Annotated in this window: 3 protein-coding genes; 1 reads left to right on the top strand and 2 read right to left on the bottom strand. The window is 73.8% G+C overall.

The window, feature by feature from the left end:
* Positions 1 to 24 precede the first annotated feature (24 nt).
* Positions 25 to 1,452, top strand: coding sequence for a family 4 glycosyl hydrolase (locus tag FNQ90_RS12550; RefSeq protein ID WP_182606450.1), 1,428 nt, complete (start codon positions 25 to 27; stop codon positions 1,450 to 1,452).
* Positions 1,453 to 1,634: 182 nt separating this feature from the next.
* Here the strand turns inward: FNQ90_RS12550 and FNQ90_RS12545 are convergent, their stop codons facing one another.
* Together FNQ90_RS12545 and leuA are read right to left on the bottom strand one after the other, a co-directional pair.
* On the bottom strand, positions 1,635 to 2,309 hold the full coding sequence (locus FNQ90_RS12545) for a zinc ribbon domain-containing protein (protein WP_182606449.1): 675 nt from the start codon (positions 2,307 to 2,309) through the stop codon (positions 1,635 to 1,637).
* A 295-nt stretch (positions 2,310 to 2,604) separates the two neighbouring features.
* On the bottom strand, positions 2,605 to 4,461 hold the full coding sequence (gene leuA, locus FNQ90_RS12540; RefSeq protein ID WP_182606448.1) for a 2-isopropylmalate synthase: 1,857 nt from the start codon (positions 4,459 to 4,461) through the stop codon (positions 2,605 to 2,607).
* Between the last annotated feature and the right edge of the window lie 459 nt (positions 4,462 to 4,920).

Genomic DNA, 4,920 nt, shown 5'->3' with positions numbered 1-4,920 from the left:
GGGTTCTACGGTACTTTCCGGAGCATGAGGCTGACGATCATCGGTGGTGGGGGGTTCCGCGTTCCCCTGGTGTACCGCGCCCTCCTGGTGGCGGCCGGATCGGTCCCGGTCGACGAACTGGTCCTGTACGACACCGATCCCGCGCGCACGGCGGTGATCGCCCGGGTGTTGCGCGGGATGCGGGCGGTCGCCGGCCCGGTGGTGGGGGAGGGGCCCGGGGTGCGCGTGGAGACCGTCCCCGCCACCGCCCTGCGCGGCGCGGACGCGGTGCTGTTCGCCATCCGGCCGGGCGGCACCGCCGGGAGGGCCCGGGACGAACGCCTGGCCCTCGCCGAGGGCGTGCTGGGGCAGGAGACGGTGGGCGCGGCGGGCATCCTCTACGCGCTGCGCACCGTGCCGGAGGCGGTCCGCTTCGCCGAACTGGTCCGCGAGGTGGCGCCGGAGGCCCGGGTCGTCAACTTCACCAATCCGGCGGGCATCGTCACCGAGGCGATGTCGGCGGTGCTCGGCCCCCGGGTGATCGGCATCTGCGACTCGCCGGCGGGGCTGATCCGCCGTGCCGCGCGTGCCGCCGGCGCCGACCCGGAGGCCGTGCGCGCCGACTACGTCGGCCTCAACCACCTGGGCTGGCTGCGCTCCCTGACGGTGGGGGGCCGCGATCTGCTGCCCGAGCTGCTGGCCGACGACCGGGCGCTGGCCTCCTTCGAGGAGGGCCGGTTGTTCGGCGGGCCCTGGCTGCGGACCCTGGGGGCCCTGCCCAACGAATACCTGTACTACCACTATTTCCGGCGCGAGAGCCTGGAGAAGGCGTGGGAGGCGACCGAGACGCGGGGGGAGTTCCTGGATCGGCAGCAGTCCGCCTTCTTCGCGGAGGCGGCCTCGCTCGGCCCGCTCGACCCCGCCGACCCGGGCGACGGCCCCGGAGCCGAGGAGGCGGCCCGCGAGACCCACCGACTGTGGGAGAGCACCCGTCGCGAACGGGAGGAGACCTACCTCGCCGAGGCACGGGAGGCGTCCGGCGGCTGGAGCCGGGACGAGCGGGACCTCGCCGAGGGCGGTGGTTACGAGTGGGTCGCCCTGGAGGTGCTGCGCGGGTGGTTCGACGGCGGCGGGGACCGGCGGCGCCTCGTGCTCAACACACGCAACGCCGACACCGTACCCGCGCTGGGGCCCGGCGCGATAGTGGAGACGGTCTGCGAACTCTCCCCGGCGGGCGCACACCCCGTCCCCTGCCCCGCGCCCGGCCCGGCCGAGCTGGGGCTGATGCTCCAGATCAAGGCGGTGGAACGCTCGGTGATCGAGGCCGCCCTGACCGGCTCGAAGACGGCGGCGCTGCGGGCGATGGCGCTGCACCCGCTGGTCGACTCTCCGGCGGTGGCCGCCCGACTCCTGGCCCGGGCCCGCGCGGGCGACGGCCCCGACGCCCCGCGCACCGGTGATGCCCCGGGGTGAGGAGCCCCGACCGGCCCCACGCGAGGGCTCGTGTGGGGCCGGTCGGGGGCAGGGGGCCCGCGGCGGCGCGTGGGGGTGTCCGGTCCCGGACGGGCCCGTGCCGTCCTCCGGGGACGGACCTCCGTGATCACACCCCGCGCGATCACCCCCATCGGGATCCCGATGGGGGTGATCGCGAACCCTCAGGACGGGGTGCGGGCGGCGGTCAGCAGCCGTGCCGTGTCCGCCGGCGCGAGGTCCAGCCGCCGGCCGATCCCCGCCAGCACGGTGCTCTCCGCCGCCAGGTACGGGCCGTCGGCCAGCGCGATGCGGGCGCCGCGCAGCAGCAGCGACTCCCGGCCGGGAACGGCCAGCAGCGGCGCCAGCGGTTCCAGCGCCTGCCCGAGCTCGGTGTCGGCGCCCCGCGGTCCCTCCGCCGAGACCACCGCCAGGAGGGTCAGCAGTCGTTCCTCGGTGCAGTCCGGGTACCCGGCCTCGCGGATCACCTCCACGGCGGTCCGGCGGGTCACCCGCTCCTCGGTGCCACCGGCCGCGAGGACGGCCAGCGCGACGGCGTGCACGGCGTCGCGGAGCATGCCGGCCAGCCGCATCGTGGTGGGCACCGTCACCGCCGAGGGCGGGAAGTGTCCCCGGCAGGCGGCACAGGCCACCACCGGGTCGGCCGCGCCCCGCGGCAGCACCGGCATCCCCAGCACCGCGAACCGGCGCCGTCCGGTCAGTTCCTGGTAGCAGCGGTCCCCGCCGCAGCGGGGGCAGAAGAATTCCCCGTCGCCGGTCACCCGCCAGGCGATGCGGGTGCCCAGCACCCGTCGCCGGCGCTTCCCGCAGTGGTCGTCCCGACCCCTGGAGTGCACCACGCCGTACCTCCGTCGTCATCCGGCAATCGCCCCATTGCCCACGACCGTCCGCGCGGCGCCCCGGCCGGGTGCGGACGTCCCCGCCGCGGCAGCGCGACGGGATGAGTGATGTTAGCCACACCGGGCGGGTGTCGTCAGTAGTCCGAACGGCCCTGTCCTTCGGGCGAACCGGGACAAGGCGGGATGCCCCGGCTCCGGAACGGCCGGAACACCCCCCCCCGGGGGGGCCGAACCGCCCCCGTCCGCCGAAGGGGCGGGCCGGGGGCGGTCGGCGGCGTACGGGGCCGACGGGGGATCAGTCGCGGAAGGCGCGGTTCACCGCCGAGGCGACCGCCAGCAGCGACGCCCGGACGATGTTCGCGTCCATGCCGACACCCCAGTGGATCCGGTCGCCCACGGCCAGCTCGATGTAGGCGGCGGCCCGCGAGCCCGCGCCCGCGCTCATGGTGTGCTCCACGTAGTCGAGCAGGCGCACCTCGCCGACCGTCCCGGCGTCCGCGCCCGGGGCCCCTTCGAAGACACCGGCCCGGCGCAGCGCGTCGAAGAAGGCGGCGATGGGACCGTTTCCGCTGCCGACCAGGGTGGTGTCCACGCCATCCACCACGGCCTCGACGGTCAGCTCGTCCCGGCCCTCGTGGCTGCTGGAGGTCTGGGCGCTGCGCAGCGCGACCCGGCCCCACGGCCGCTCGGGTACCGGCAGGTACTCGTCGCGGAACGCCTCCCAGATCTGCGTCGGGGTGACCTCGCCGCCCTCGGCGTCGGTGCGGGCCTGGATGATTCGGGAGAACTCCACCTGCATGCGGCGCGGCAGGTCCAGCTGGTGCTCGTTCTTCAACACGTAGGAGATGCCGCCCTTGCCGGACTGCGAGTTCACCCGGATGACCGCCTCGTAGGTGCGGCCCACGTCCTTGGGGTCGATCGGCAGGTAGGGCATCTCCCACACCAGTCGGTCAACGGAGACGCCCTCGCGGGTCGCCTGCTCCTCCAGTGCCTCGAAGCCCTTCTTGATGGCGTCCTGGTGGGAACCGGAGAAGGAGGTGTACACCAGGTCCCCGACGTAGGGGTGGCGCGGCGGTACCTGCATCCGGTTGCAGTACTCCCAGGTGCGGCGGATGTCGTCGATCCGGGAGAAGTCGATGCCCGGGTCGACGCCCTGGCTGAACAGGTTCAGCCCCAGCGTCACCAGGTCCACGTTGCCGGTGCGCTCGCCCTGGCCGAACAGGCACCCCTCCACGCGGTCGGCCCCGGCCATGACGGCCAGTTCGGCGGCGGCCACCGCCGTGCCCCGGTCGTTGTGCGGATGGGCCGACAGGCAGACGAACTCCCTGCGGGACAGGTTGCGCGACATCCACTCGAAGCGGTCGGCGTGCGTGGAGGGGGTGGACCGCTCGACGGTGGCGGGCAGGTTGAGGATGATCTCCCGCCCCTCCTCCGGCTGCCACACGTCCATCACCGCCTCGCAGACCTCCAGCGCGAAGTCCAACTCGGTGTCGGTGAAGATCTCCGGGCTGTACTGGTAGCCGAAGGTGGTCCGGTCGTCCAGCAGCTTCTCGGCGTACTCCATCACCAGCCGGGTGCCGTCCACGGCGATCTGCCGCACCTCGTCACGGCCGCCGCGGAAGACCACCCGGCGGAAGACGGGGGCGGTGGCGTTGTACAGGTGCACGGTGGCGTTGGGCGCGCCGACCAGCGACTCCACGGTGCGCTCGATCAGCTCCTCGCGGGCCTGGGTCAGTACCGAGACGGTCACGTCCTCGGGGATCGCGCCCTCCTCGATGATCGAGCGCACGAAGTCGAAGTCGGTCTTCCCGGAGGCCGGGAAGCCCACCTCGATCTCCTTGTAGCCCAGGCGGACCAGCAGGTCGAACATCTCCCGCTTGCGGGCGGGCGACATGGGGTCGATCAGGGCCTGGTTGCCGTCCCGCAGGTCGGTGGACAGCCACCGGGGGGCGGCGGTGATGCGCCGCCCGGGCCAGGTGCGGTCGGGCAGGTCCACCGTCTCGAAGGGGCGGTACCGGTGGATCGGCATGCCGGACGGGCGCTGCTTCACGGAGGCCGCGGTGATCGGCGTGGGACCGTGCAGGCGGTTCGCGGGGGCGTCGGCGTTCCGGGACGGGCCGGAGGAGGGGGAGGGAGAGGCAGTGGCGCTCATGATGTTCCGGGTGCTCCAGGGATGACGGGGATCCGAGGACCGACTGGCAGGATCGACTCCGCGGGGAGGGGGCCGGTCCGGTGGACTACAGACCCTCGCCGCGGCGGCTAAGAAGGAGCATCCCGTAGCGCGTCATCGCGCTCAGCGTAGCCGACCGGGAACCCGCGCGCCGCTCGTCGACCAGCATACGAGACGCGGTCATCGGTGGTTGTTCACGGCTTTTCGCGGTGTACACGGTCACCCGGGGTTTTCGCGGGGTTTCCCACCTCCCGCCGTCATCCGTCGGGGTACTCCGATCGGAGTACCCCGACGGGAGGGGCCCACCATCGCCGTACCGGCGTTCCCCACCCGGGAACGACGCATGGCCCGCCCGGAGGGGGAAGGCTGGTCGGCACGGGTGAACCGGCGCCGCCGGGCACCCGGCAGTGCACACCGGCGGGCCCGGCCCGCCCCTAGAAC

Source organism: Streptomyces alkaliphilus, from assembly GCF_014141535.1.
Classification (GTDB): Bacteria; Actinomycetota; Actinomycetes; order Streptomycetales; family Streptomycetaceae; genus Streptomyces; species Streptomyces alkaliphilus.
The sequence above is the reverse complement of the archived record's forward strand: the minus strand, read 5'-3'. Positions and strand labels throughout refer to the sequence as shown.

Coding starts and splice junctions, on each gene's coding strand:
- FNQ90_RS12550 (WP_182606450.1), top strand. CDS start 25: ATGAGGCTGACGATCATCGGTGGTGGGGGGTTCCGCGTTCCCCTGGTG.
- leuA (WP_182606448.1), bottom strand. CDS start 4,461: ATGAGCGCCACTGCCTCTCCCTCCCCCTCCTCCGGCCCGTCCCGGAAC.